This is a genomic window from Micromonospora sp. D75 (assembly GCF_018070405.1).
In the GTDB taxonomy this organism is placed as follows: Bacteria; Actinomycetota; Actinomycetes; order Mycobacteriales; family Micromonosporaceae; genus Micromonospora; species Micromonospora chalcea.
Window position 1 is genome coordinate 1 of sequence record NZ_JAGPXV010000537.1, and the last position, 4,194, is coordinate 4,194.

Annotated in this window: 4 protein-coding genes; all 4 read right to left on the reverse strand. The window is 74.9% G+C overall.

Features of this window, described 5'->3' with window-relative positions; genetic code table 11:
- Positions 1 to 945: AMP-binding protein (locus tag KBX39_RS24885; RefSeq protein WP_210872776.1), on the reverse strand; the 945-nt coding region annotated here is incomplete at its 3' end.
- On the reverse strand, positions 834 to 2,192 hold the full coding sequence (locus KBX39_RS24890) for a hypothetical protein (protein WP_210872778.1): 1,359 nt from the start codon (positions 2,190 to 2,192) through the stop codon (positions 834 to 836). The genes KBX39_RS24890 and KBX39_RS24885, both read right to left, overlap by 112 nt.
- Complete coding sequence (locus KBX39_RS24895; RefSeq protein ID WP_113973032.1) at positions 2,189 to 3,052, reverse strand: thioesterase II family protein; 864 nt, start codon at positions 3,050 to 3,052, stop codon at positions 2,189 to 2,191. The genes KBX39_RS24890 and KBX39_RS24895 overlap by 4 nt, the downstream gene beginning before the upstream one ends.
- Positions 3,006 to 4,194: cyclic peptide export ABC transporter (locus tag KBX39_RS24900; RefSeq protein ID WP_210872780.1), on the reverse strand; the 1,189-nt coding region annotated here is incomplete at its 5' end. The genes KBX39_RS24895 and KBX39_RS24900, both read right to left, overlap by 47 nt.

A 4,194-nucleotide genomic window follows, 5' to 3' on the forward strand; every position in this document is an offset into this window, starting at 1 on the left:
GCGTTCGGCCAGCGCCGCGGTGAACGAGTCCCCGGCCGCGATGACCATGCCGGCCAGGTCCCGCGCCTGCTCCCCGGTGAGCTGCCAGGTGAGCAGGTCCAGGTGGCCCGGGGTCATCTTGATGAAGCTGTACGGCGCGCCCGTGAGCAGGTGCGCCCCGAGGTCGGCGGTGTCCAGCGGCTCGGGCAGCAGGTGCGCCGGCTCCCCGGTGATCAGCGGGGTGAAGATGTTCGGGATGCCCAGGTCGAACGAGATCGAGGAGAAGACCGGGGCGCCGCCGGGGCCGTGCGCGGCGTACGCGCCGACGGTCCAGAGCAGATAGTTGGCCAGGCCGGCGTGCGGCACCAGCACGCCCTTGGGCCGCCCGGTGGAGCCGGAGGTGAAGATGACGTAGGCGAGCTGGGCCGGGTCGATCGGCACGGTCGCCGGGGTGTCGGGCCGGGCCGCGACGGCCGCCGCGTCCGCGTCGACCAGGACCAGGACGCCGTCGTACAGGCCGGTGAGGGTGGCCTGCTCGACGGTGGAGGTGACCACCACCGGGCTGCCGGCCGCCTCGATCATGTAGCGCAGCCGTTCCGCCGGCAGTTGCGGATCCAGCGGCAGGTAGCCGGCCCCGGACTGCCAGACCGCGATCAGGGCGGGGATGAGGTCGGGTGTGCGGCCCAGGCACACGCCGACCAGGGTGTCCCGGCCGGCGCCGAGGTCGAGCAGGTGGTGGGTGAGCCGGTTGGCCCGCCGCATCAGCTCCCGGTACGTGAGCCGCGTGTCGCCGACCCGGACGGCGATCCGGTCCGGAGTGGCGTCGGCCTGGGCCCGGATCAGGTCGACCACGGTCACGTCGCCCCGGGGCGCCGTCTCCGCGACGGCCCAGTCGCGCAGCACCGCGTCGCGCTCGTCCGCCGGCAGGTAGGTGCGCCCGGCGTCACCGTCGGGGTCGGCGGCCATCGCCACCAGCACCTCCCGGTAGAGCGCGGCGAGCCGGCGGGCGTTCCCGGGGTCGACTGTCTCCCCGGCGACGCGCAGGCGCAGGCGGTCCGGCCCGGCGGTGACCCGCAGGCCGTACCCGTCCCGGTCGGCCGGCAGGCCGGGCAGCGGCTCACCGGGCAGGCCGGCGGCCGGGTCCCACTCGAAAAGGGCGTGCTGCCCCTGCCCCGGCCCGCCGGTGACCGGCCGGTACGCGAGCCGGTGGGTCCACGCTCGTTGGCGGCCACGTCGCGCACCAGCGCCCGCCAGGTCGCCGCGCGGGCGGCCGTCGGCACGGGCCGCACCACGCGGTGCAGCAGTCGCTCGCAGTCCGGGCGCGCGGCGCCGCCGTGCGGGGTGAGGGTGGCGTCGGTGTGCCCGGCGGGTTCGGCGCCGAGCATGCCGAGCACGGTCTGGTGGGCGGCGAACAGCACAGTGGACAGCGGCGCCCCGGCGGCGTCGGCGAGCACGGCCAGCCCGGCGGACATCCCGGCCAGGTCGACGGTGAGCTCGGTGCTCCCGGCCGCGCCGCCCCAGCCGCCGGGCAGGGCGCAGGAGCCGCCGGCCAGCGCCCGGGTCCAGTACTCTTCGCCTTCGAAGTCGGCGGCGGCGTCGAGCGCGTCCGCGACGCAGGGCGCGTGCCGGGTGGCGGTGACCGGCGCCGCGGCGTAATAGGCGCGCAGCAGCTCGGCGAGGATGCCCGCCGGGTCGGCCACGCAGCTCAGCGCCCGGGGCGCGGCGACCAGCAGCGTCCAGGTCTGTTCGGTCTCCAGGATCACGGTCAGCCGCAGCGCCCCGGCGGCGGCCGGGTCGAACGGCGTGGCCCGTTCGGTCTCCAGCAGCGCGGCGAGCATCGTGTCGCGCTTGTCCGCGTCGACGCTGCGGTGGTCGTGCCGGGCCAGCGGGACCGTGGCGTCCGGATGCGCCAGGTACAGCGGCTCGGTGCCGCCGGACGGGTCGGTCGAGCAACGGAGCAGTTCGTGCGCGCGCACCACCGCCTCGGCCGCCGAGGCGAAACGCTCCGGCGCGAACGGGGCCGGGTCCTCGATCCGCCGGCCGTCCAGGTCGACCTCGGTGAACGCCGACGCCTGCGCGACCAGGTCGGCCGGTACGTCGGGCAGCGGATAGGCGTCGCTGACGCCGGCCGGGACGATCGCCCGGTCCCGGGGACTGAGCAGCGTGAACGGCTCGATGTCGGCCGCGTCCACCGCCGGGTCGAGGGGGGTCATGTCTCGTCTCCTGGGTTCCGGTCCACCGGCGGCCCGCTCCGGGCGGGTACGGCGGCGGCTGTGGTCGGGGGCGGTCGGTGGTGGTACCGGTCGGCGGCGCCGGACACCCACGGCGGCGGTACGACGGCGGCGAGATCCCGCGCCACCGTCGCCACCACCTCGGCCCGCGCGCCGTGGAGGAAGAAGTGGTCGCCGGGGAACAGGCACAGCCGCGACCGGGCCGAGGTGTGCCGCCGCCACCCGTCGAGCGCCCTCGGCGGCACGATCCGGTCCCCCCGGCCGCCCAGCACCGTCAGTGGCGTCGCCAGCGGCGGCTCGGGGCGGTGCTCGTACGTCTCCAGCACCGAGAAGTCGGCCCGCAGCACGGGCAGCATCAGCCGCATCAGGTCGGCGTTGTCGAGCACCTCCGGCGGGGTGCCGCCCAGCTTCGCCAGGTGCGCGCGGATCTCGTCGTCGGCGGCGCAGTGCAGCAGCGGCCGCGACGACGGGGAGTCCGGCGACGCGGCGGCGGAGACGAACACGTGCTCCGGCTGGCGCACCGGGCGGCGGCGCAGCGCCCGGGCCAGCTCGAAGGCGAGCAGACCACCCATGCTGTGCCCGAACAGCGCGTACGGCCGGTCCAGCGCGCCGGTCAGCGCGTCGGCGAGGGACCGGATCAGCGGGGTGAGGCGCAGGAAGGGCGCCTCCTGCAGCCGGGTGCCCCGGCCGGGCAGCTCCAACGCCACCACCTGGACCCCGGGTGGCGCGGCGCGCTGCCAGCCCCGGAACGCCGCCGCGCCGCCACCTGCGTACGGCAGGCAGAACAGGCGGACGTCAGCGTCCGGATTCCACACCTGACCGCCCAGCCACCGACTGTCCACGGGGAACCTCCTCCTCCCTGATCTGGCCGTAGTCGAGCCGGACGAGCCGGTCGGCGGCGTCGAAGTAGCGGTCGTCGTGGCTGATCACCACGACGGCCTTGTCCCGGTCCCGCAGCTCCGGCAGCAGTTCCCGGTAGAAGAAGTCCTTGAAGACCGGGTCCTGGTCGGCCGCCCACTCGTCGAAGAGGCAGAAGGGGCGGTCCTCCAGGTACGTCACCAGCAACGCCAGCCGTTTGCGCTGCCCGAGCGAGAGCGCCGTGGTGGAGAAGCGGTCCCCGTCGACGCGTACCTTGTGGTCCAGTTGCAGGCGCTCCAGGTACCGCTGCGCCTTGGCGGCCTGTTCCCCCGCCGGCAGCCCGAGCAGGCTGTCGAAGAGGTGGAAGTCGGAGAACACGGCGGAGAACAGGTTGCGGTAGTCCTCCCGGTTGGCCGCGGTGACCTGGGTGCCGTCCACCTGGATCGCGCCGCTCTCCGGCTCGTACAGGCTGGTGAGCACCTTCGCCAGGGTGGTCTTGCCGCTGCCGTTGGCGCCGACGACGAAGAGGATCTCGCCGCGCCGGAACTCGAAGTCCAGCGGGCCGAGCACGAACTGCTCGCCTTTCGGTCCGGGGTAGACGTGGCTGACCCCGCGGAAGGCGATGCTTCGCCACCCGGCGAAGACGTTGCCCGCCCGGCCCGCGGCGGCCGGAACCCTGCTGTTCGGCACGGCGGGCGCCCGCCCCGCGCCCGGCCCGCCGAGACCCGCGTCGAGCTCCGCGAGCCGCTCTTTGATCTTCCCCAGGGCCACCGACGCCCGGCCCAGCGCGGGGAACCAGACGAGGACGCCCTGAAGGCTGGAGACGGCGAAGAGCAGGATCAGCACGCACGACGTGAGCGTCTGGTCGGACAGGGCGAACCAGGCGGGGAAGGCGAACAGCAGCAGGCCGATGAAGGCGAAGAAGACCGCCTGGCCGCCACCGGTGGCGCCCTCGTAGACGGAGAGGCCGAAGACGCTGTGCCGGCGGTAGGCGGACGCCGTGGCGGTCAGCTCACCGTCGATCAGCGCGGCCCGCCGCTCCCGGTTGAGCTTCAGCTCCTTGAGCCCTTCGGTGACCGAACGGAAGTGACCGAACAGCGCGTCCTGCTCCCGCCTCCGGCCTGGG